17 protein-coding genes and 1 pseudogene are annotated in these 20578 nt (G+C 66.4%); 14 read left to right on the plus strand and 4 right to left on the minus strand.

Annotated elements, in window-relative coordinates; genetic code table 11:
• Window positions 1-447 precede the first annotated feature (447 nt).
• The gene (locus tag QW861_RS01285) at window positions 448-3681 is read left to right on the plus strand and encodes an Rne/Rng family ribonuclease (RefSeq protein WP_409998649.1); all 3234 of its coding nucleotides are present in this window, start codon (window positions 448-450) and stop codon (window positions 3679-3681) included.
• 112 nt (window positions 3682-3793) lie between these two features.
• Here the strand turns inward: QW861_RS01285 and QW861_RS01290 are convergent.
• Together QW861_RS01290 and QW861_RS01295 are read right to left on the minus strand one after the other, a co-directional pair.
• Window positions 3794-3946 (minus strand): annotated as a pseudogene (locus QW861_RS01290) (dicarboxylate/amino acid:cation symporter); the annotation flags it as partial.
• A 7-nt stretch (window positions 3947-3953) separates the two neighbouring features.
• Window positions 3954-5153, minus strand: coding sequence for a pyridoxal phosphate-dependent aminotransferase (locus QW861_RS01295; RefSeq protein ID WP_315751693.1), 1200 nt, complete (start codon window positions 5151-5153; stop codon window positions 3954-3956).
• A gap of 152 nt (window positions 5154-5305) precedes the next feature.
• On the opposite strand from QW861_RS01295, the gene QW861_RS01300 reads away from it, so the two are divergent.
• Both QW861_RS01300 and QW861_RS01305 read left to right on the plus strand, forming a co-directional pair.
• Window positions 5306-6700: a M48 family metalloprotease gene (locus QW861_RS01300; RefSeq protein WP_316170461.1), complete on the plus strand. Its 1395-nt coding sequence runs from the start codon at window positions 5306-5308 to the stop codon at window positions 6698-6700.
• Between the two features lie 125 nt (window positions 6701-6825).
• Window positions 6826-7590 (plus strand): DsbA family protein, encoded by a 765-nt coding sequence (locus QW861_RS01305; protein ID WP_315712195.1) that lies wholly within the window; start codon window positions 6826-6828, stop codon window positions 7588-7590.
• Between the two features lie 122 nt (window positions 7591-7712).
• Here QW861_RS01305 and QW861_RS01310 read toward each other — a convergent pair whose 3' ends face one another.
• Window positions 7713-8384 carry a GntR family transcriptional regulator gene (locus tag QW861_RS01310; protein WP_315712636.1) on the minus strand — a complete coding sequence of 224 codons (672 nt, stop codon included), beginning with the start codon at window positions 8382-8384 and terminating at the stop codon, window positions 7713-7715.
• A 205-nt stretch (window positions 8385-8589) separates the two neighbouring features.
• Here QW861_RS01310 and tcuA point away from each other — a divergent pair, with 205 nt between their 5' ends.
• From tcuA to aat, 10 genes are all read left to right on the plus strand, one after another.
• Window positions 8590-10005 carry an FAD-dependent tricarballylate dehydrogenase TcuA gene (gene tcuA / locus QW861_RS01315; RefSeq protein ID WP_316192614.1) on the plus strand — a complete coding sequence of 472 codons (1416 nt, stop codon included), beginning with the start codon at window positions 8590-8592 and terminating at the stop codon, window positions 10003-10005.
• Window positions 9992-11089, plus strand: a complete 1098-nt coding sequence (gene tcuB, locus QW861_RS01320) for a tricarballylate utilization 4Fe-4S protein TcuB (protein ID WP_316192616.1) — start codon at window positions 9992-9994, stop codon at window positions 11087-11089. The genes tcuA and tcuB overlap by 14 nt, the downstream gene beginning before the upstream one ends.
• Before the next feature lie 186 nt (window positions 11090-11275).
• The gene (locus QW861_RS01325) at window positions 11276-11983 is read left to right on the plus strand and encodes a DUF1236 domain-containing protein (protein WP_316192618.1); all 708 of its coding nucleotides are present in this window, start codon (window positions 11276-11278) and stop codon (window positions 11981-11983) included.
• A 264-nt stretch (window positions 11984-12247) separates the two neighbouring features.
• Window positions 12248-12727: a type II 3-dehydroquinate dehydratase gene (gene aroQ, locus QW861_RS01330; protein WP_316170460.1), complete on the plus strand. Its 480-nt coding sequence runs from the start codon at window positions 12248-12250 to the stop codon at window positions 12725-12727.
• A 50-nt stretch (window positions 12728-12777) separates the two neighbouring features.
• Window positions 12778-13263: an acetyl-CoA carboxylase biotin carboxyl carrier protein gene (gene accB, locus QW861_RS01335; RefSeq protein ID WP_316164755.1), complete on the plus strand. Its 486-nt coding sequence runs from the start codon at window positions 12778-12780 to the stop codon at window positions 13261-13263.
• Window positions 13264-13345: 82 nt separating this feature from the next.
• Window positions 13346-14695 carry an acetyl-CoA carboxylase biotin carboxylase subunit gene (gene accC, locus QW861_RS01340; RefSeq protein WP_315712202.1) on the plus strand — a complete coding sequence of 450 codons (1350 nt, stop codon included), beginning with the start codon at window positions 13346-13348 and terminating at the stop codon, window positions 14693-14695.
• Between the two features lie 115 nt (window positions 14696-14810).
• Complete coding sequence (locus tag QW861_RS01345; RefSeq protein ID WP_316184967.1) at window positions 14811-16331, plus strand: sensor histidine kinase; 1521 nt, start codon at window positions 14811-14813, stop codon at window positions 16329-16331.
• On the plus strand, window positions 16328-16765 hold the full coding sequence (locus QW861_RS01350; protein ID WP_172109443.1) for a response regulator: 438 nt from the start codon (window positions 16328-16330) through the stop codon (window positions 16763-16765). The genes QW861_RS01345 and QW861_RS01350 overlap by 4 nt, the downstream gene beginning before the upstream one ends.
• Window positions 16762-17850 (plus strand): sensor histidine kinase, encoded by a 1089-nt coding sequence (locus QW861_RS01355; protein WP_315712206.1) that lies wholly within the window; start codon window positions 16762-16764, stop codon window positions 17848-17850. Before QW861_RS01350 ends, QW861_RS01355 begins: the two co-directional genes overlap by 4 nt.
• 59 nt (window positions 17851-17909) lie before the next feature.
• Window positions 17910-18590 (plus strand): leucyl/phenylalanyl-tRNA--protein transferase, encoded by a 681-nt coding sequence (gene aat / locus QW861_RS01360; RefSeq protein ID WP_315712207.1) that lies wholly within the window; start codon window positions 17910-17912, stop codon window positions 18588-18590.
• Window positions 18591-18596: 6 nt separating this feature from the next.
• Here aat and QW861_RS01365 read toward each other — a convergent pair whose 3' ends face one another.
• Complete coding sequence (locus QW861_RS01365) at window positions 18597-19586, minus strand: DUF2155 domain-containing protein (protein WP_316164753.1); 990 nt, start codon at window positions 19584-19586, stop codon at window positions 18597-18599.
• 213 nt (window positions 19587-19799) lie between these two features.
• On the opposite strand from QW861_RS01365, the gene QW861_RS01370 reads away from it, so the two are divergent.
• The gene (locus QW861_RS01370) at window positions 19800-20573 is read left to right on the plus strand and encodes an SDR family oxidoreductase (RefSeq protein ID WP_315751703.1); all 774 of its coding nucleotides are present in this window, start codon (window positions 19800-19802) and stop codon (window positions 20571-20573) included.
• Window positions 20574-20578: the final 5 nt, after the last annotated feature.

Here is a 20578-nt window from a genome sequence, read left to right on the forward strand (position 1 = left end):
CGCGCGGCCGCAACGGAGAGCCGGTCACGAGCCGAGTGGCGCCTGTCAGGGCGCCTCCTCGCAGAGACCGCCCGGGCACCAGGTCGGACACGGTATAGCCTGATACCGCACCCGTGACAGGGTGGGTATTCGATCCAGGCAAGCGTTTCGGCGCAATCTGGCCTTCGGCAACAGAGAAGGCGGCACCCGCTGCCGCCCACATATTCCAGACGGGCCGACGCTTGATGCGCCAGACTGAGTTGCCAACCATGACCAGCGGACGATCCGCGCCGATGCGGGGCCAGACCCCCGTCCGGCCAATCGCCCCGCCGGCATCAGGGTTGGCGCGGCGCGACCAGCTGCGTTTAGGCCTTCCCCTCACCCCCGAATCAGGTGGACCGTCGCGTCATCCGACAGCGCGCCACGCGCTCGCGGCCAATCGCGCCCGTCGCCTCCAAGAGTTCCAATATGCCCAACAAGATGTTGATCGATGCTACCCACCCGGAAGAGACCCGGGTCGTTGTCGTCCGCGGCAACCGCGTCGAGGAATTTGATTTCGAAACGGCCCAACGCAAGCAGCTCCGCGGCAACATCTACCTGGCCAAGGTTACCCGGGTCGAGCCCTCGCTGCAGGCCGCCTTCGTCGAGTATGGCGGCAACCGCCACGGCTTCCTGGCCTTCAGCGAAATCCATCCGGACTACTATCAGATCCCGGTCGCCGACCGGCAGGCTCTGATCGAGGCCGAGGAGCGCGCGCACCGCGAAGCCGAAGAGGAAAGCGAGAACCGCTCCAACCGCCGCCGCAACCGGCACCGCAGTTCACGGCGCCGCGGCAGCGGCGAACGGGTCCAGAGCGAGATCGTCGAGGTCGCCGAGGCGGGCCTCCCTGCCCCGACCGAAGGGCACGAGGCCGACCACGAGGCGCAAGACCACCACGCCTATGCGCAGGACGATCAGCCGCACGCCGACGCGACCGCTCCCAGCGAGGCGCAGGGCTTCTCCGAAGGCCCGGTCGAGGCTCAAGGTCGGGACGCCTCGGGCGAAGCTCGGCAGGGCGCAGCCGACGAATCGCGCGAGCATGCCGACCGTCAGCCTGATGCCGTTGCCGCGCAGGACCATGACGCTGCTACCGAGCAGCCCTCCGGCGAAGCTGCGGAGGCCGCGAGCGCGCAGACCGGCGGCTCGCACGCTGCCGAGGCGGCCAGCCCGGCTGTCGCGGCAGACGAGCATGACCATGAGCACCACGGTCACGACGAGCATCATGACGGCGAGCACGAACATGATGAGCACGAACATCACGAATACCACCATCATGAGCATGATCACGATGAGCACGACGACGATGACGTCGCTGCCGTGGGCGAACATGCTGATCACGGCGTCACCATCGTGCCCGGCGACGAGAACGGCTCCGACACCGCGTCCGGCGACCATGAGGACGACGAGGACGACGGCGAGGAGATCGAGGAAGAGCTCGTCGAATCCGTCGGCGGCGATGACGTGCTGGAGGAAGTGCCGGAGCGCACCTTCCGTCCGCGCCGGCAGTACAAGATCCAGGAAGTCATCAAGCGCCGCCAGGTGATGCTGGTGCAGGTCGTGAAGGAGGAGCGCGGCAACAAGGGCGCGGCGCTGACGACCTATCTGTCGCTGGCCGGCCGCTATGCCGTGCTGATGCCCAACACGGCGCGCGGTGGCGGCATCAGCCGCAAGATCACCTCGGCGCAGGACCGCTCGCGCCTGAAGGAAGTGGTGCAGGACCTCGACGTGCCCGAGGGCATGGGCGTGATCCTGCGCACCGCCGGCGCCAACCGCACCAAGCCCGAGATCAAGCGCGACTTCGAATATCTGCTGCGTCTCTGGGAAACGGTCCGCGACATGACCCTGAAGTCGCAGGCCCCGACCCTCGTGTATGAGGAAGGCTCGCTGATCAAGCGCTCGCTGCGCGACCTCTACAACAAGGAGATCGACGAGATCCTCGTGGCCGGCGAAGACGGCTACCGCGAGGCGCACGATTTCATGAAGATGCTGATGCCGACCAATGTCCGGGCGGTGAAGCAGTATCGCGACGGCCAGCCGCTGTTCTCCCGGATGGGCGTCGAGAGCCAGCTCGACGCGATGTTCTCGCCGACCGTGCAGCTGCGCTCAGGCGGCTATATCGTGCTCAACCAGACCGAGGCGCTGGTCTCGATCGACGTGAACTCCGGCCGCGCCACGCGCGAGCATCACATCGAGGACACAGCGCTCAAGACCAATATGGAGGCGGCCGAGGAAGTGGCGCGGCAGCTCCGTTTGCGCGACCTAGCCGGGCTGATCGTCATCGACTTCATCGACATGGACGAGAAGCGCAACAACCGCTCCGTGGAACGCAAGCTGTCGGACTGCCTGCGGCAGGATCGCGCGCGCATCCAGGTCGGCCGGATCTCGCATTTCGGCCTTCTGGAGATGTCGCGGCAGCGCATCCGGGCCAGCGTGCTCGAAAGCTCGACCGAGCCGTGCGCGCATTGCGGCGGCACCGGTCACGTGCGCTCGGTGTCCTCGGTGGCGCTGCAGCTGCTGCGCAGCCTCGAAGAGACGCTGATGAAGGGCGCGACCCACAATCTCGTGGTCCGCACCCGCACCGAGGTGGCGCTCTACGTGCTCAATCACAAGCGCGGCCATCTGCGTGACCTCGAGAACAGCTTCAAGGTCTCGCTCGCCGTCATCGCCGATCCGAGCGTGAGCGGCCAGCAATCCTTCATCATCGATCGGGGCGAGCAGGTGCACACGCTCGAGGCCGCCAAGGCGCTGCTCGCCGCGCAGGCCTCTGCCCCGCCGCTGGCGGCCGAGGAAATCTACGACGAGGAAGAACCGTTCGACATCGAGACGGAATCCGAGGTCGAGACCGAGGAGACCGAAGGCCTGTCCGAGGACGCAGCCGACGGCAGCGCAGCCGAAGGCGAGCGGGACGGCGCGCGCCGCAAGCGGCGACGGCGCCGGCGTGGCCGCGGCAGCGAGGCCCGCGAGGGCGCGCTCCCAGAAGGCACGGCCGGACTGCAGCCCGCCGAGCCGGGCTCTGCCGCCGAGCAGTCAGCCGAGGACGCCGACGGCGAAGACGACGAGTCGGAGGAACAGCCTGCGTTCGCACAAGGCGAGCAGACGGATCAGCCTGGCGGCGAGCGGCGTCCGCGCCGGCGTGGACGCCGCGGCGGTCGTCGTCGGCGCGGTGGCGCGGAAGAAGGTCTCGCCGCGTCGATCGGCGACGAGCTCGCGCCGGCTTCGGCATCGGAGGCAGAAGCCGCCGTGGCCGATTTCGACGGCAATGGCGCTTCCCACCACGACGAGGAAGAGCCGGCAGAACCTGCGGCGCCGGTCCATGCGTCGGCCGCAACCGAGGCAGATGAGTCCGTCGCTGGCGCCTCCGTGCCCATGCCACAGGCTGCTCCGGGACAGCCCGAAGTGCAGCAGACCGAGGCTCCGAAGACGGAATCCGAGAAGACCCCACGCCGTTCGACGGTTCGCGAGAAGGTCAGCTTCCTTACCGAGCCGAGGCCGGAGGGCGCGGTTTCAGCCGTCAACGTCGCCGAGAGCAGCGCACCCACTCCGGCTGTCGACGTCGCGGCGTCCGGACCGGTTGCCTCCGAGCCGGCGGCCACCGATTCCTCGTCCCCTGCGGCGCCGCGCCGGGCCGGCTGGTGGTCCCGCCGTTTCGGTGGCGGGCAGTAAACCCCCACTCTCCGACGCTTCAATGCAAAACGCCCGGCCAGATTGGCCGGGCGTTTTTCATATGGCGTTCTTCGTATGGCGATCGTTCTTGACCGTGACGACCGGAGGCCGCTCAGCCGGTCGTCACGGCCGTCTCGACATCCGACGGATCGATCTGCTGATTGAGCCGTCGCTGCAGGAGATCATGGTCGAGTTCGTCTTCGCGCCACGAGACGAACACGGCGGCGATGCCGTTGCCGATGATGTTGGTCAGTGCACGCGGCTCGCGCGCCCTAGCCTAACCAGCGCGCGATCCGGGCCACCGCCTCACGCATGTCCTCGGCCGAACGCGCATAGGAAAAGCGCACGAAGCTGCGGCCGTGGATCGGATCGAAGTCGACGCCCGGCGTGGCCGCCACATGGGTCTCCTCCAGCATCCGCTTGGCGAAGTCGTAACTGTCGGAGGTGAAGTCGGACACGTCGGCATAGAGGTAGAAGGCGCCGTCGGCCGGCAGGAACCGGGTCAGGCCGGCCCTCGGGAAACCCTCGATCAGGATGTGCCGGTTCTCCTGGTAACCGTGCTTGATGGCCTCCATTTCGGTTCGGCCGTCGAACGCCGCTTCCGCCGCGATCTGCGACAGGGTCGGAACCGAGATCGCGAGGTTCTGTTGCAGACGCTCGATCGGCCGCACCAGCGCATCTGGCACCACCATCCAGCCGATGCGCCAGCCCGTCATGCAGAAGTACTTCGAGAACGAGTTGATGATCAGGGCCTCGCGCGACAGCTCCGCCGCCGTCACCGCCGGAAACGCGTAGTCCAGACCGTGATAGATCTCGTCGGAGATGAAGCGGATGCCGGCGTCGCGTGCGGCTGCGATGACACCGCCCAGCGCCTCACGCGACATCATGGTGCCGGTCGGATTGGCGGGACTTGCCACCAGCACACCCTTCAGCGGCGTCTTGCGGTGCGCGGCGAGCAGCGCTTCGCCGGTCAGGGCGTGACGGTTCTCCGCCGTGGTCTCGATCAGCACCGGCTCGCAGCCCAGCGCCGTCAGGATATGGCGATAGGGCGGATAGCCCGGCACGGTCACGGCCACGCGGTCGCCGGGCTCGAACATGGCCAGGAACGCCAGGATGAATCCGGCCGAGGATCCCGTCGTGATCACGATTCGCGCCGGATCGACCTCGCAAGCGTGCGTCTCACGATAGTGCCGCGCGATTCGCTGTCGCAGCGACAGCAGACCGAGCGCCGAGGTGTAGTCGATGCGGGCCTGATCGAGCGCGGCATGCGCGGCCGCAATGGCCGCTCGTGGCGCAGGCGCCGCCGGTTGGCCGACCTCCATGTGGATGACATGTCCACCGCCCGCCTCGATCCGCTCGGCCGCAGCCATCACGTCCATCACCATGAACGGCGGAACATTGCTGCGCGCGGACGGCGCCGTCAGGTCGGCGATCCGCTGTTCCAATGTCGGTATCACTGTCGCATCCACCATCGATATCTGCTATTGACCCCGGCTGTTCGGACCCGCTCCGTGAACCGGTCGGGGTCAGCCCATGGGCCTCGTTCGCCGCAGATGAGCCGCATTCCGCCGTTTGGTGGGCAATAGCCCGTCTCGCGCCTCGCGCCAATTGCAAAGATCGCCTGATGTCGCTCCGTATCGTGCTTCGCAAGAAACTGTCCGGCGGGCTTGCCGCGGTCGTCGCGGCGGCCGTGACGCTGGCGCCGGTCGCGCCTGCGTCGGCGCAGCAAGGCAAGGGACCGCCGATCCTGCGCGACACCGAGACCGAGGTGCTGCTGCGTGAATATACCCGGCCGATCCTGCGCGTCGCCGGGCTCGAAAAGCAGAACATCCAGATGGTCATCATCAACGATGCGTCCTTCAACGCGTTCGTTGCCGACGGCCGCCGCATCTTCGTCAATTACGGCGCCATCCTGCAGTCGGAAAATCCGAACCAACTGATCGGCGTTCTCGCGCACGAGACCGGCCATCTCGCCGGCGGCCATCTCGCCAAGCTGCGCCAACAGCTCGCCACCGCCCAGACCCAGATGATCATCGCCACCATTCTCGGCGCCGGCGCCCTCGCGGTCGGCGCGCGCGGCGGCGGCAGCGGCCTTGCCAATGCCGGCGCCGCGACGCTGTCGGCCCCGGGCGAGGTCATCCGCCGATCGCTGTTGTCGTATCAGCGTCAGCAGGAGGAGAACGCCGACCGTGCGGGGGTGAAATTCCTCACTGCGACGGCGCAATCGCCGAAGGGCATGTACGAGACGTTCAAGCGCTTCACCAATGAGAGCCTGTTCGCCGCGCGCGGCGCCGACCCCTATCTGCAATCACATCCGATGCCGGCCGATCGCGTCGAGGCGCTCGAGGGCCTCGCGCGCCAAAGCCCCTATTGGGACAAGAAGGACGACCCCGCATTGCAGCTCCGTCACGACATGGTCCGTGCCAAGATCTCGGCCTTCATGGAACGGCCGGACACGGTGGCACGGCGCTATCCATTGTCGGACACCGGCCTGCCCGCCCGCTACGCCAGGGCAATCTCCACCTACCTGCATGGCGACCTGCGCAGCGCCCTGAGCCAGATCGATGCCCTGATCCAGGTGCAACCCAACAACGCCTATTTCTACGAGGTCCGCGGCCAGGCCCTGCTGGAGGGCGGCCGCCCCACTGAGGCGATCGCCCCGCTGCGCAAGGCGGTGCACCTGTCCAATAACGCCCCGCTCATCGAGATGTTACTTGGTCAGGCCTTGGTGGCATCCGAGAACAAGGCCTACACTGACGAGGCGATCTCGATCTTGCGCGCGGCGGTCGCGCGCGAATCCGAGGCGCCGCTCGGCTATTCCCAGCTCGCGATGGCCTACGGTCGCAAGGGCGATTATGCGGAGGCGGATCTCGCCTCGGCGCAGGCCGCCTTCCTGCGTGGCGACAACAAGACGGCGCGCGAGCTTGCCTCGCGTGCAAAAACCCGCTTCGCGGTCGGCTCGCCGGGCTGGGTCAGGGCCGACGACATCGTCATGGCAAAGCCGCTTTCCGGCCAGTAGGTGTCGGACAGCGGAGTTGGCGCCCGCTGAAGTTTTGAACTACTGCTATCATCCGATCCAGAATATCAAAATACCGTCACGACCATCGACAAGGACCCGATCATTTGACCCAGAGGACCTCCTTCATGCCGTCAGTCCGCACGCTCATTCCCGCGATGTTGCTCGCGCTTTCGCTCTGCGGCGTGCCTCAGCTCGCGTCGGCGGAGAGCTTCTCCGACAGCCAGCGGGGCGAGATCGAGACCATCGTCCGAAACTACCTGATCGCGCATCCCGAGGTGCTCGAAGAGGCGATGGCCGAGCTGCAGAAGCGCCAGACGGCAGCCGAGGCGGCCAAGCACGAGGCCAGCGTCAGCAAGAACGCCGAGACCATCTTCAACTCGCCGCGCGGCGTCGTGCTCGGCAACAAGGATGGCGACGTCACCTTCGTCGAGTTCTTCGATTACAATTGCGGCTACTGCAAGCGCGCGATGGCCGACATGATGGAGCTGATGAAGAGCGACCCGAAGCTGAAGGTCGTGCTCAAGGAATTTCCCGTGCTGAGCCAGGGCTCCGTCGAGGCCGCGCAGGTCGCGGTTGCCGTTCGCATGCAGGCCCCGCAGAAATATCTCGACTTCCACCAGAAACTGCTGGGCGGCCGCGGCCAAGCCGACAAGGCCCATGCGCTCGCGGTCGCCAAGGATCTCGGGCTCGACATGGCGCGCGTCGAGAAGGACATGGCGAGCCCCGAGGCCAAGGCGACGATCGAGGAAAACTTCAAGCTCGCCGAGGAGATGGGCATGAACGGGACGCCGAGCTACGTGATCGGCAAGCAGGTCGTGATCGGCGCCGTCGGCGTCGAGGGCCTGCGCGAGAAGATCAGCGCGGCCCGCTGCGGCAAGGCGAGCTGCTGAGCATCTCTGCCAAAGCGTCTCGCCATCACGGGATCAATCGAAGGCCGGCTGTCTCAGCCGGCCTTCTGCTTTTGCCGTGAGCCGGTGGCGAAGCGGCAGCCGGGTGGCGGCAGCGCCCTCGCCTATCCCTTCAGCTTCATGCCGAGCCGGGTTCGAAGTGCCTCGCGGATGTGCCCGCGTGCAATCGCCTCGGCCCGATCGGGATCGCGGATCGCGATCGCTTCGATCAGCTCACCATGCTCGGCCGCGGCTGTTGCTGCACGTCCTTCGGCCGCAAACGTCGTGGTTCCCAGCAGCGCTGTCGCGACATGCATGTCCTCGAGGGCGGCATCGAGGTAGCGGTTGCGCGCCGCGCGCTGGATCGCACCGTGCATTAGCCGGTTCAGCCGCGCGAGCTCGGCGGCGTCGTCCCCCCCGCTGACAAAGCGTGCATGAATGTCGCGGAGCGCCGCGATCTCGGCCGACACGGCATACTGCGCGGCGAGCCGGGCCGCGGCGCCTTCGAGAATTTCCCGCATCGCGTACAGCTCGAGGACTTCATTCTCGTCGAGACTGCGCACGATCAGGCCGCGTCCACCAGCCGGCTGCACCCACCCCTTGGCCACCAGCTTGCCGAAAGCCTCACGGACCGGCGTCCGGCTGACGTTCAGCTTCTGGGCGACCTCGTCCTCACGCAGCCGATCGCCGGAGCGATAGAAGCCGTTCTCCAGCGCATGGCACAGCGCACGAAATACCGCTTCGCCGAGAGAGACGTTGTCACGATCGATGGTGAGCGATGGCGCTTCCGAGGACATGGGGGTCACGATTTCACAATCTCGTTGCGAACAACAGCCTATCTTGCATATTTTTGTATACAATGGCATACCAATTCTATGCCTACTGCAGCCTTTACTTCCGTACCATCCATCATCGCTTGGCCGACGGCTGGCATGCGGAGGGGTGGCTGTGTGGACCAAACCCGGTCCAGGCCCCGCCGCCTTGCGTCCGCGAGGGCCTGCAATGACTGATCAGAGCGATATCGCCGACCATCCCCTGACCTACGACGTCGTCGTGGTTGGCGGCGGCAACGCAGCCCTCTGCGCCGCCATTGCGGCACGGCGCGCCGGGGCCTCGGTCATCGTGCTGGAGGCTGCCTCCAAGTTCTATCGCGGTGGCAATACGCGCCACACCCGCAACATGCGCTGCGCCCATGACGCGGCGACCGCGACGTTGAGTGGCCCCTACACCGAGGACGAGTTCTGGGACGATCTCCTGCGCGTCACCGAAGGCCAGACCAACGAACAACTGGCGCGCCTGATGATCCGCGAGTCCAAGGACATGCTCGACTGGATCGTCGCACAGGGCGTGCGTTTCCAGCCGTCGCTCGGCGGGACGCTGAGCTTAGGGCGGACCAACTCGTTCTTCCTGGGCGGCGGCCGGGCCATGCTCAATGCGTTGTATCTCACCGCCGAGCGGCTCGGCGTCGACGTGCTGTATGAGGCGGAGGTCGTCGGGCTCGACATCGATGAGACCCGTTTCGACGCTGCGATCATCCGGCAGCGTGACGCCAGGACGCGGATCTGCGGCAAGGCGCTGGTTGCGGCAGCGGGCGGCTTCGAAGCCAACATCGACAGGCTGGTCGAGGGCTGGGGCGAGATCGCGCGCAACTTCCTGATCCGCGGCACGCCCAACAATCGCGGCACGGTGCTCGACATGCTGCTCGGCGCCGGCGTCGACAGCATCGGCGATCCGACCCAGTGCCACGCGGTGGCGATCGATGCGCGCGCACCAAAATATGACGGCGGCATCATCACGCGGCTCGACTGCGTCGTGTTCGGCATCGTCGTCAACAACAACGCTGAGCGATTCTACGACGAAGGCGAGGACGTCTGGCCGAAGCGCTACGCGATCTGGGGACGCTTGGTTGCCGCTCAGCCGGACCAGATCGCCTACATCATCTTCGACGCGAAATCGGCGAACCTGTTCATGCCGTCGCTCTACCCCGCGATCGAGGCGGCCAGCATCACCGAGCTCGCTGGCAGGCTCGGCCTCGATCCGGACAAGCTGACCGCCACCGTCGCGCATTTCAACGCATCGGTGCGCGACGGACAATTCAATCCCGACATCCTCGACGATTGCCGCACCGAGAACCTGACGCCGCCGAAATCGCATTGGGCGCGCCGCATCGATAGCGGCCCCTACTACGCCTATCCGGTTCGGCCCGGCATTACCTTCACCTATCTCGGCGTGCGGGTCGATCACGCCGCAAAGATGCTGATGAAGTCCGGCGGTCCCGCCGACAACATGTACGCCGCAGGCGAGATCATGGCCGGCAACGTGCTCGGCCGCGGCTATGCGGCAGGAATCGGCATGACGATCGGCAGCGTGTTCGGGCGTATCGCCGGCCAGGGAGCAGCGACACATGCAGCGCAGTGAGGCGTTGACCGAGGCGGATCGGCTGATGACGATCTGCAATTCCTGCCGCTATTGCGAGGGACTCTGCGCCGTATTTCCGGCAATGGAGATGCGCCGCGCCTTCACCGGCGGCGACCTCAACTATCTCGCCAATCTCTGCCATGCCTGCGGGGCCTGCTACGTCGACTGCCAGTTCTCCCCCCCGCACGAGTTCGACGTCCGCGTCCCCTCCGTTCTGGCCCGGGTGCGGCACGAGAGCTATGCCGACTATGCCTGGCCGCACGCGCTGGCGCCGCTGTTCAGGCGCAATGGTCTCGCGGTGTCGCTCATCGCGGTGGTCAGCATGGCCGCGTTCATCGTCGGCATCGTGGCCTTCAACGATCCCGCCGCGGTGTTTGCAAGCCGGCACGGCCCCGGCTCGTTCTACGCGCTCATGCCCCACAACGCGATGGCGCTGTTGTTCGGCGCCGCCTTCCTGTGGGCCATCATCGCCTTCATCATGGGCGCTCGGGCGTTCTGGAATGATATCGGCGAGCCGAGCTCGACCTTGACGCGCTCACGTCCACTGCTGCGCGCCGTTCGCGACGCAGCCAGCCTGCGCTATCTCGATGGCGGCGGCGTCGGCTGCTACAACGAGGACGAGCGGCCACGCGACACCCGGCGGTTCTATCACCATCTGACGTTCTGGGGCTTCATGCTCTGCGTCGCATCGACCAGCGTCGCGACGCTCTATCACTATCTTCTGCACCGTGAGGCGCCCTATCCGTTGTGGGACCTGCCGGTCGTGCTCGGCACGCTGGGCGGATTGGGCATCGTGGTCGGTCCGCTCGGACTCTACACCGCCAAGCGCAGGCGTGAGCCTGCGATGATGGATGCGGGCAGTCGCGCCATGGATGTCGCGTTCCTGGCGATGCTCGTCCTTACCGGCGCAACCGGGCTCGCCCTCCTCTTGCTACGCGAGACCAGCACGATGGGCCTGCTGCTCGCGCTCCATCTCGGTGCGGTGTTCGCGCTCTTCATCACGATGCCCTACGGCAAGTTCGTGCACGGCCTCTATCGATTCTTGGCGCTCGTCCGCTACGCGCGCGAACGTCACGGCGCGTAGCTCATGCGAAGTCGCCGGCGACACGCAACGGATCACTGTTGTCGTCATGCAGCATTCATGACCCTGAGCATCCGTTCATAAAGTTGCGATCTGCGACATTTTTCCGGAACGATCAGCGACGCACGGAACGACTCCTACCTCCTGCCGTTGTCGGCGCGGGCAGTGCAAATACGAGGAGGATAGAGGATGACCAATCGCTTGATGGTATCAGTTGCTGCAATCGCGCTCCTGGCGGGTGCAGGTTTTGCTCATGCGCAAGGTACCGGCGGTGCGGGCGGCGCAGCTGGACAGTCCGGCGGCGCAGCCATGCAGGGCGGTGCGACCGGTGGTGCTGCCGGCGGAGCATCGAGCGGTGGCATGAACGCGCCCGGCGGCGCGATGCATCGCGACAGCGGCTCGCCTGCGTCCGACATGCGCTCCAGTCAGTCCGAGCAGAAGCCCGGTGCGACCAAGGGCCAGCGCGCCGAGGAAGGCATGAAGGGTCCGAATGCCAAGGGCGCGACCTCCGAGACCGACAAGGCCGGCTCCAAGAACATGAAGGCCGAGGGTCGCGACAGCAAGAGCGGCACCAGCACGAACGCCGAAACCAAGACCGGCAGCGACCGGTCGCAGACCACCACCGGACAGGCCGGCGCCGGCGCCAAGCTCACCACCGAGCAGCGCACCAAGATCACCAGCGTGATCCGCAGCCAGCGCGTCGAGCCGGTGACCAACGTGAACTTCAACATCTCGGTCGGCACCCGGGTGCCGCGCGACGTTCACTTCCACCGGCTCCCGGCGGAAGTCGTGACGATCTATCCGGAATGGCGCGGATACGACTTCATCCTGGTTCGTGAGCAGATCATCGTGATCGATCCCCGCACCTACGAGATCGTCGCAGTTCTCGACGCCTGATCCCGACCAGGCAGGCGATGAGGACATGGGGCGGGCAGCAATGCCCGCCCCATTCTATTGCGCAAAGAGCACGTAAGGGCGATCACACGCAGCCCGTGCAGCCCGGTGGACAAACCTGGTTAACCAGCAATTTCGTACACTTAAGACGGTTTTTTCGTCTGACGGACCAAGCCTCGGGCAGCCGGCCCGGCTGCCGAAAGGCTTCCCCTTGGCGGCTTTGTTACCTATAACGCCGCCCACTGCCGCCACACCGCCGGGATGGGAATGGCCGACGCCGCGCACAACACGATCTATGTCCTCAACGGACCCAACCTCAACCTGTTGGGCACCCGCGAGCCGGAGACCTATGGCCATGCCACCCTGGCAGACGTCGAACGCCTCTGCGTCGAGACGGCCGCCCGCTTCGGCCTGACGGCGGAGTGCCGGCAGTCGAACCATGAGGGTGTGCTCGTGGATTGCATCCATGAGGCCCGCAGCCGCGGTGCGGTCGGAATCATCCTCAATGCCGGCGCCTACTCTCATACCTCCATTGCCTTGCACGACGCGCTGATGGGGGTGAAGATTCCCGCCGTCGAAGTGCACATCAGCAACATTCACGCCCGCGAGAGCTTCCGGCACCATTCTTTCACCGCGAAGGCCGCGTTTGCCTCGATCTGCGGCTTCGGCATCGACGGCTACCGGCTGGCGATCACCGGCCTCGCCGCCAAGATCGGCGCCAAAGCCGTCACGCAGACCGACATCTAGCGCAAGCCTGACGTCACAGTCCTCACGCACCCAACGTTCCGGATCAGATCATGGCGCCCCAGCCCGACGACAAGACCATCGCGAAATCCGAAGACAGCCAGCTCATTCGCGAGCTCGCAGCGCTGCTGGATGAGACCAGCCTGACCGAGATCGAGCTGGAGCGTGCCGGCCTTCGCATCCGCGTTGCCCGCAACGTGACCGTTGCGGCGGCCGTCCATTCGGCCATCGGAACGGCCGCCGCTGGCGTTCCCGTGGTCGCAGCCGCCACCGCGGCAGCCGCCGGCGCAGACTTGTCCAAACATCCCGGCGTGGTGCCCTCGCCCATGGTCGGCACCGCCTACTGGGCGCCCGAGCCCGGCGCCAAGCCGTTCGTCGAGGTCGGCTCCAAGGTGTCCGTCGGTCAGACCCTGATGATCATCGAGGCGATGAAGACGATGAACCAGATTCCGTCACCGCGCGCCGGGACGGTGACGCAGATCCTGGTCGAGGACGGCCAGCCCGTGGAGTACGGCGAGCCGCTCGTCATCATCGAATAAGCGCGACTAGCGGACGGCGAAAGCGAATGGTCCACCATTCCATGTTCGCCGCTCACTACTCGCCACTCGCGCCCGAGGCACCATGTTCGACAAGATCCTCATCGCCAATCGCGGCGAAATCGCCCTTCGCATCCTCAGGGCCTGCAAGGAGCTCGGTATCTCCACCGTCGCGGTGCATTCCACCGCCGACGCCGATGCGATGCATGTCCGCCTCGCCGACGAAAGCGTCTGCATCGGGCCGCCGCCGTCGAAGGACAGCTATCTCAACATTCCCGCCCTGCTCGCCGCCTGCGAGATCACCGGCGCCGACGCCGTGCATCCCGGCTACGGCTTCCTGTCGGAGAACGCGCGCTTCGCCGAGATTCTCGCGGACCACAATCTGCATTTCATCGGGCCGAAGGCGGAGCACATCCGCCTGATGGGCGACAAGATCGAGGCCAAGAAGACGGCCAAGCGGCTGGGCATTCCCGTCGTTCCAGGCTCAGATGGCGCTGTCACTCCGGACCACGACGCGATGGCGATCGCCAAGGAGATCGGCTTCCCGGTGCTGGTCAAGGCAGCCGCCGGCGGCGGCGGCCGCGGCATGAAGGTCGCCCACACCGAGGCCGACCTGCAGCTGGCGCTGACCACAGCGGCCAACGAGGCGAGATCAGCGTTCGGCGACGCCTCGGTCTATCTGGAGAAGTATCTGCAGAAGCCGCGCCACATCGAGATCCAGGTGCTCGGCGACGGCCGCGGCGGCGCCATCCATCTCGGCGAGCGCGACTGCTCGTTGCAGCGGCGCCATCAGAAGGTCTGGGAGGAAGGCCCCTCCCCGGTGCTTGACGCAGCGGCCCGGGCCAAGATCGGCAACACCGTCGCCAAGGCGATGCAGGAGCTGAAATACATCGGCGTCGGCACCATCGAATTCCTCTACGAGGACGGCGAATTCTATTTCATCGAGATGAATACCCGCATCCAGGTCGAGCATCCCGTCACGGAGATGATCACCGGCATCGACCTCGTGCTGGAGCAGATCCGCATCGCCGCCGGCGGCGACCTGCCGATGACCCAGGACCAGGTTGTCATCAACGGCCACTCCATCGAGTGCCGCGTCAATGCGGAAAACCCTGTCACCTTCCGGCCCTCGCCGGGCAAGATCCTGCAGTACCACCCGCCTGGCGGCCTCGGCGTCCGCATCGATTCCGCCGTGTATCAGGGCTACGTGATTCCGCCCTATTACGACTCGCTGGTCGGCAAGCTGATCGTCCACGGCAAGACGCGGGTCGAGTGCCTGATGCGGCTGCGGCGCGCGCTGGACGAGATGGTCGTCGACGGCATCGAGACCACCCTGCCGCTGTTCAGGGCCCTTGTCCGCGAGCCGGCCATCATCGATGGCGACTATCACATCCACTGGCTCGAACAGTACCTCGCTGGCCAGAAGGCGGAGTGAGCGGCTAACCGCAAAATTCCACTGACGCGCCGGAACCCTTCAGCCCGCACTGCGTTCTGCTCTTTCGGCGGTTCCGCTGAGGGGGCAGGTATTTCAATTGGCATGCGAGTGAGCGGTGGCGCCTGAGATTGGACAAAGGCGCACGCTGGGACAAATCCTGCTGCTGTCGGCGGGATTCCTGGTGCTGGTCGTCGTCAGCACGGCCTCGGTGCTGCTCGTCAACAAGGCCCGCAAAGACAACGCCTGGGTGGTGCATACCATCGAGGCGGAGAACCAGATCAACGCGCTGCTGCTCGAGGTCCGCCGGGCCGAGAGCGGCGCCCGCGCCTACCTGCTGACCCAGGATAATACGTTTCTGACCGATCACGACGCCGCCGTCACCGCGATCGCGCCGGTGCTCGACAAGCTCGGAACACTCGTGGCCGACAATCCTGCCCAGGTCGAGCTGCTCCGCCAGGTCCGCGCCGAAATCGACACCCGCCTCGGCCAGTTCAGGCGCGAGAAGGAGCTGGCCGCGCAGGGTGACCTCGCCGCCGCCGCCGCGCTCGTACGGAGCGCCGCTTCCGGCAACACCAGCATCAACATCCGCGATCTCGCCAATCGCATGCGGCTGGAGGAAGAGCGGCTGTTCGTGCTGCGCACCGCCAATGCCGACCGCAGCCAGCAGCTGGCGACCGTCGTGACGGTGACTGGCTCGGCCCTGGTCGTCCTGCTCGCGATCATCTCGGTGCTCCTTGTGCGCCGCTCGGCCAGCGCGCGCGACGAGGCCGAGGCCAGGCTGCGCGAGAGCAACCTCAACCTCGAAGCCACCGTCGACGAGCGCACCGCGGACCTGCGCGAGGCCAATGAGGAGATCCAGCGCTTCGCCTATATCGTGAGCCACGACCTGCGCTCGCCGCTCGTCAACATCATGGGCTTCACCAGCGAGCTCGACGAGCTGCGCAACGACATCTTCCGGCGGATCGCGACGCTGGCGCGGGCGGCCTCCGACGCGCCGCCGCCGGCGGAAGGCGCTGAGCCCGAGCTCGAAGGCGCCGACCAGCAGCTGTCGGAGGATTTCAGCGAGGCGCTCGGCTTCATCAAATCCTCGATCGCCAAGATGGACCGGCTGATCACGGCCATCCTCAACCTGACCCGCGAGGGCCGCCGCGAGTTCGTGCCGGTGCGGATCGATACCCGCGAGCTGATCGAGGGCATCGTCTCGACGCTGGCGCATCAGGCTGCGGAAACCGACACCACCATCCGCGTGGAACCGTTGCCGGCCATCGTCAGCGACCGCCTGGCGCTGGAGCAGATCTTCTCCAACCTGATCGACAACGCCATCAAATATCTCAAGCCGGGCGTTCCCGGCGACATCGCCATTCGCGCCCGTACCAAGCTCGGTTTTGCCATCTTCGAGGTTACGGACAACGGCCGGGGGATTGATCCCAGGGATCATCAACGTATCTTTGATCTGTTCCGTCGCGCCGGGACCCAGGACCGTCCGGGTCAGGGGATTGGATTGGCGCATGTCCGCGCGCTGGTGCGTCGGCTCGGCGGAACCATGTCGGTCGCGTCGGAGCTCGACCAGGGCAGCACGTTCACCATCACGCTCCCGATCAACTGGAACGCCTCAAACCGGAACTCAGACCGATGACCATGCCCGTGACGATCATCATGATCGAGGACGACGAAGGCCACGCCCGCCTGATCGAGCGCAATATCCGCCGGTCCGGCGTCAACAACGAGATCAAGCCGTTCACCAATGGTACAGATGCCGTGAAGTATCTGCTGGGTGCTGACGGCACCGGCCTCGATCACAAGGGGCACGCATTGCTGATCCTGCTCGACCTGAACCTGCCGGACATGACCGGCATCGACATCCTCAAGATGGTCAAGCAGAACAGTTTCCTGAAGAGCGCGCCGGTGGTCATCCTCACCACGACGGATGACTCGCAGGAGATCAAGCGCTGCTACGAACTCGGCTGCAACGTCTACATCACCAAGCCGGTCAACTACGAAAGCTTCGCCAACGCCATTCGCCAACTCGGCCTGTTCTTCTCCGTCATCCAGGTTCCGCCCGCCGCATGAGCTCCGCCGCCCCCACGCTGCTCTATATCGACGACGACGCAGCGCTGGCGCGGCTGGTCGAGCGCGGGCTCAAGCGATTGGGCTTCACGGTGGAACACGCCGCCGACGGCAGCGCGGGCTTGCAGCGGCTGGAGCGCGGCGGCATCGACGTCGTGGCGCTCGACCAGTACATGCCAGGCTTCGACGGACTCGAGACGCTGGAGCGCATCATGGCGCTGCCCGAACCGCCGCCGGTGGTGTTCGTCACCGCCTCACAGGATTCCAAGATCGCGGTCACGGCCCTGAAGGCCGGCGCGGCCGACTACCTCGTCAAGGACGTGCAGGGCGAGTTCATTCCCCTGCTGCAGGTCGCGGCCGAAGGCGCGGTGCGCCAGGCCCGGCTGCAGAAGGCCCGCGACGAGGCGGAGGCGGAAGTGCGGGCGTCACGCGACCGCTACGCGGCGCTGGCGGCCGAGCGCGAGGTCCTGCTGCGCGAGGTCAATCACCGCGTCGGCAATTCGCTGCAGATCATCGCCTCGCTGCTGCATCTTCAGGCCAACTCCAGCACCCAGGACGACGTCAAGGCCGCGCTCACCAATGCAATGGGCCGCGTCGCCGCCGTAGCGCAGGTGCATCGCCGCCTCTACACGTCTCAGGATCTCAAGAGCGTGCTGCTCAACCAGTATCTGGATTCGCTGCTCGACGACCTGCGCCGCTCGGCGGAGGGCAACCGGATGTCGCGGCTGACCCTGAAGGCGGAACCGGTCGAGATCGACCCGGATCGCGCGGTCGCGATCGGCATCGTCGTCAACGAGCTGGTCATGAACGCGGTCAAATACGCCTACCCCGATGGGCCGGGCCCGATCCATGTCGAGCTGAAGCTTGCAGGTGAGGACATCGTGCTGTCGATCGCCGACAACGGCGTCGGCCTCAACGCAACCAGCGATCCGCGCTCGACCGGCATGGGCCAGCGCATCGTCAGCGCCATGGCGACCAAGCTCGACGCCACCGTCGGCCCCGATCCGAGCCATGCCGGCACCAGGATCGTGGTCCGCTTCCGCCTCGAAAAAGATGCTCCCAAGCCCGCGGCTGCCGCGGTCGGCTGAGCCGACGCAGCCGGCACGCAACCATCGCGCGCCCGGCATCGGCCTGCTATGCTGATCCCATGAATACGCGCGACTCTGCAGCGTCCGAGATTACGCCCGAGGTCCTGCTGCGTGCCTATGCCTGCGGCATCTTCCCGATGGCCGAAAGTGCCGACGACCCGACCTTGTTCTGGGTCGAGCCGGAGCTGCGCGGCGTCATTCCGCTCGACGGCTTTCGCGTCGCCTCGCGCCTTGCGCGCACGGTCCGGTCGGACGCCTTCGCCGTGACCGTGAACCAGGCGTTCAAGGCGGTGATGGATGGCTGCGCCGAGCCGCAGCCTGGCCGCGAGGACACCTGGATCAACAGGCGTATCCGCGAACTCTACACCGGCCTCCACGCGCTTGGCCATTGCCACAGCGTCGAATGCTGGCAGGATGGCGAGCTGGTGGGCGGCCTCTACGGCGTCAGCCTGGGCCGCGCCTTCTTCGGCGAGAGCATGTTTCACCGCACCCGCGACGCCTCGAAGGTCGCGCTCGTGCATCTCGTCGCGCGGCTGATCGCCGGGGGCTTCGAGCTGCTCGACACCCAATACGTCACCGAGCACCTCAAGACCTTCGGCGCCGTCGAGATCCCGCGCCGGCGCTACACCGTGCTGCTCGAAAAGGCCCTGAGGGGGCCGGCCGCCAATTTCGCCAGGCTGGCGGTTGATCGGCCGATCTCGGGCACCGAGGCACTCGCGATCATCGCAGCGCGCGGCTGAGCGAGGTTATCTGAACACTCCGCCGAACGGTCCACCCGCCTGGGGCGGCGGCGGTGGTGGCGGCACCTGCTGGGTCTGATTCTGCTGCGGCGGCGATGGCGGCCTGGGCGCCGCCTGCCGCTGCTGCGGCGGACGCTTTTGCGCAGGCTGCGGCGCCGCGGCCGGCTTCTGATCCGGCGCGGCGGCGCTGACGACCGTGGTCTGCGGCTCTTTGCAGTCAACCAGCCAGATGTCGTAGATCGGGTGCTCGACGCCGTGCAGACCGGGGCTGGCCGCGAACATCCAGCCCGAGAAGATGCGCTTCACCTCGCCCTGCAAGGTGATCTCGTCGACCTGCACGAACGCGTCGGTGTTGGCGGCCTCGGTGGCTGGCCTCGTGTAGCAGGCGTCGGTCTTTACCCGGAGCGCCCCGAACTGCACGGTCTCGCCGATATCCTCGTCGAAATTGATGATGCGGCCGGTGATCTTGTCGAGCCCGGAGAAGCTCGCCTTCTTGTTGACGATCTTCTGCGCCGGCGGTTCGGTCACGACCTCGTCGCCCGGCTGGATGGTGGCCGGGGTCTGCGGTACCGCGCCGTTCGGCGGGATCGCTGCATTCTGGGGTGCGCCGCGTGGCGGGGCCTGCCGCTGACCAGGCGCAGCCCCCGGCTGGCCGGGTGGCGGCACGGCCGCAACCGGAGGATTGTTCTGTGGCAGGATCGTCGTTCCCGGCGGCGGCGCCAGCGGCTGGGATTGGACCGGACCCGGCAGGGCGGCGCCCTGCCCTGGCGGCGGACGGGTTGGCGCCGGCAGCACCCGGCCCTGCGGCAGCTCCGGGATCTCCTCCTCTTCCTCAGGAGGCGGAATCGGCTCGCCACGGCGCGGAATGTTGCCCGGCGGGCGCGGAACGGGATCGGAGAAAATGGTACCGATCTGCGCGCGCGCCGGCACGGACAGCGTGAGGGATGTGGCGGCCAGCAATGCCGCGATACCGGTCAGGACGATTGTTCGGTGCATCTCGCGCGGCTTTATCAGGCGAATCGGGGTTCGGGACAATCAAATCGCGTCATGACCCATCCGCCGCTCTCGATCAGCCCTCCCGTTAACATGTCGAATACGGCGGGGGAAGGGCGAGCTGCCAGCACTCCGCGTGCTGGTCAGCCGGTTCTTCCAATGAGATAGTCGTGATCAAGAGCCGGATCGGAACCGGCGCCAAAGGGAAGGAAATCGATGTCTGATTCGATCCGTCTCGACGGCCGAGTGGCCGTCGTTACCGGCGCGGCCGGCGTCATCGGCGCCGCGACCATGCGGCTGCTGGCCGCGCGCGGGGCCCGCATCGTCGCCGTGGACCGGCGCGAGGCCGATCTCGCCGCCGCGACGGCCGCCCTGCCGGCGAGCGCCGAGGCGCTCGCCGTGGCCGCCGACGTCACCAACGAGGACCAGGTCGCGGCTTATGTGCGACAAGCGTGCGATCGGTTCGGCACCATCGACGTGTTCTTCAACAATGCCGGCATCGAAGGCGAGATCAAGCCGATCACCGCATATCCGCTGGAGGCGTTCCGTCGCGTGCTCGACGTCAACGTCGTCGGCGTCTTCCTCGGCCTCAAGCACGTGCTGCCGGTGATGCTGAAGCAGAACCGCGGCTCGATCATCAACACCGCCTCGATCGCAGGCCTGATCGGCTCGCCGCAGATCGCCGTCTACAGCGCCAGCAAGCACGCGGTCATCGGCCTGACCAAGAGCGCGTCCTGGGAGTGCACCGGCACCAATGTCCGTGTGAACTGCATCTGCCCCGGGCTGATCGAGAGCCGCATGCTGAGCGCGATCATCGAAGGGCGCAGCGGCGCCGCGGTTCCGGCCGACAAGGTGGTCGATCGCGTCCCCGCGCGCCGGCTCGGCCAGGGCGCGGAGGTCGCCTCGATCGTCGCCTTCCTCGCCTCCGACGATGCCAGCTACGTCTCCGGCGCGGCCTACACCGTCGATGGCGGCCGCACCGCCGCCTGACGTCC

Origin of the sequence: Bradyrhizobium sp. SZCCHNRI1029, assembly GCF_032487555.1 — a bacterium.
GTDB lineage: Bacteria > Pseudomonadota > Alphaproteobacteria > Rhizobiales > Xanthobacteraceae > Bradyrhizobium.

What these genes read in the sequence shown, in the direction of transcription:
- QW861_RS01285 (WP_409998649.1), top strand. Translation starts at nt 448, where the DNA reads ATGCCCAACAAGATGTTGATCGATGCTACCCACCCGGAAGAGACCCGG.
- QW861_RS01295 (WP_315751693.1), bottom strand. Translation starts at nt 5,153, where the DNA reads ATGGTGGATGCGACAGTGATACCGACATTGGAACAGCGGATCGCCGAC.
- QW861_RS01300 (WP_316170461.1), top strand. Translation starts at nt 5,306, where the DNA reads ATGTCGCTCCGTATCGTGCTTCGCAAGAAACTGTCCGGCGGGCTTGCC.
- QW861_RS01305 (WP_315712195.1), top strand. Translation starts at nt 6,826, where the DNA reads ATGCCGTCAGTCCGCACGCTCATTCCCGCGATGTTGCTCGCGCTTTCG.
- QW861_RS01310 (WP_315712636.1), bottom strand. Translation starts at nt 8,384, where the DNA reads ATGTCCTCGGAAGCGCCATCGCTCACCATCGATCGTGACAACGTCTCT.
- tcuA (WP_316192614.1), top strand. Translation starts at nt 8,590, where the DNA reads ATGACTGATCAGAGCGATATCGCCGACCATCCCCTGACCTACGACGTC.
- tcuB (WP_316192616.1), top strand. Translation starts at nt 9,992, where the DNA reads ATGCAGCGCAGTGAGGCGTTGACCGAGGCGGATCGGCTGATGACGATC.
- QW861_RS01325 (WP_316192618.1), top strand. Translation starts at nt 11,276, where the DNA reads ATGACCAATCGCTTGATGGTATCAGTTGCTGCAATCGCGCTCCTGGCG.
- aroQ (WP_316170460.1), top strand. Translation starts at nt 12,248, where the DNA reads ATGGCCGACGCCGCGCACAACACGATCTATGTCCTCAACGGACCCAAC.
- accB (WP_316164755.1), top strand. Translation starts at nt 12,778, where the DNA reads ATGGCGCCCCAGCCCGACGACAAGACCATCGCGAAATCCGAAGACAGC.
- accC (WP_315712202.1), top strand. Translation starts at nt 13,346, where the DNA reads ATGTTCGACAAGATCCTCATCGCCAATCGCGGCGAAATCGCCCTTCGC.
- QW861_RS01350 (WP_172109443.1), top strand. Translation starts at nt 16,328, where the DNA reads ATGACCATGCCCGTGACGATCATCATGATCGAGGACGACGAAGGCCAC.
- QW861_RS01355 (WP_315712206.1), top strand. Translation starts at nt 16,762, where the DNA reads ATGAGCTCCGCCGCCCCCACGCTGCTCTATATCGACGACGACGCAGCG.
- aat (WP_315712207.1), top strand. Translation starts at nt 17,910, where the DNA reads ATGAATACGCGCGACTCTGCAGCGTCCGAGATTACGCCCGAGGTCCTG.
- QW861_RS01365 (WP_316164753.1), bottom strand. Translation starts at nt 19,586, where the DNA reads ATGCACCGAACAATCGTCCTGACCGGTATCGCGGCATTGCTGGCCGCC.
- QW861_RS01370 (WP_315751703.1), top strand. Translation starts at nt 19,800, where the DNA reads ATGTCTGATTCGATCCGTCTCGACGGCCGAGTGGCCGTCGTTACCGGC.